This is a genomic window from Marichromatium gracile, from assembly GCF_004343155.1.
Classification (GTDB): Bacteria; Pseudomonadota; Gammaproteobacteria; order Chromatiales; family Chromatiaceae; genus Marichromatium; species Marichromatium gracile.
The window spans coordinates 1-1,265 of sequence record NZ_SMDC01000030.1 but is presented as its reverse complement, the minus strand read 5'-3'; the positions used below and the strand labels follow the sequence as shown (position 1 = coordinate 1,265).

At 63.6% G+C, this 1,265-nt stretch carries 1 protein-coding gene; it reads left to right on the top strand.

Annotation, left to right across the window (positions count from 1 at the left end; all coding sequences use genetic code 11):
• Window positions 1–219: 219 nt before the first annotated feature.
• A partial coding sequence (locus EDC29_RS17220) for a DUF6584 family protein (protein WP_132230697.1) occupies window positions 220–1,265 on the top strand: 1,046 nt, incomplete at its 3' end.

The window sequence follows — 1,265 nt, the reverse complement described above, 5'->3', positions numbered from 1 at the left end:
ACCTGGAGGCACTGGCGCGGATCCGCGCCGGGCTGCGCGCGGAGCTGGAGGCGAGCCCCTGGCGCGACGAGCAGGGCCTGGTGGCGCGGATCGAGACGGCCTTTCGCGCGATGTGGCGGCGCTGGTGTAGCGACGCTCGGGGTAAGTCTGGCCAAGACTGCATCGACAGGTGAAGATGGCGCCTAGCTTCGTCCCCATTGCTGCCTTCAGGAGGCCTGCTTGACCGATCATCAAGGACTCTATGATACCGCTATGCGAGAACGTCTCGCTGGGAATGAGCGAGTTGCTGAACCGCTCTTTCGAGCCTTGCTCGCACTCGCCCCGGAGCACTCTACCGCCTGGTACGAGCTGGGATCGATCTTGGTCGAACGTGGTGATTTGGACGGCGGGGTCGCATGCCTGCGCAAGGCGCGGTTGTTGGACCCGGATAAGGCACAATACCGCACGGCGCTCGCCGATGCGCAATGCCGTGCGGCGCCTGCCCCCGAGTCGGCGGTGGAACCGCCGCCGGCTGCGACCCTTGGCGAAGGTCGCGTCCCGCTCGTCGAACAGCAGCGCATCGCCGGGCTGCTGGAGCGTTCTGACCGGCTCGACAAAGCACTCTCCCGCGCTCGCGCTCTCACCGAGCACTATCCGGATGATGCCTTCGCCTGGCGTGCCCTGGGAACAGTGCACTATAAGCGCGGTGAGTCTCAGGCTGCGCTGGATGGGTTGTGGCGCGCGCTCGCCCGTACCCCAGACCACGCCGAGACGCTGAATACCCTGGCCAACGCCTTGCTCGACTTGGGCTTTCTCAATCAGGCGCGTGGTTGTGTGGAGCGCGCCCTGATACTCGCACCCGATTATGCATCGGCGCATAACACCCAAGGCATGCTCTTCAGGCTGCAAGAGCGCTTCGCGGAGGCAGAGCAATGCTATAGCCATGCGATCATGCTCCAGCCCCAGCTAGCCGAGGCGCATAGTAATCTCGGCGTGGTGTACAAGGAGCTCGGTCGTCTCGACGAGGCGCTGGATTGTTATCGCCAGGCGCTGGCGATCAATCCCGACTATTTCGAGGCGCTCAACAACATGGGGGCAGCGCTTCAGGATCTTGGGCGGCACGATGCAGCATTGAGTTGCTTCAATCGTGCGCTGACAGGTGGCAGGAACCTTCCGGTTATCGAATCGACTCGTCTCTTCACCCTCAACTACCATCCGGATCTTCCGGCCGAGTCGATCTACGCGGCCTATCGCGACTACAACCGTCGTCACGGCGAACCGGCGCG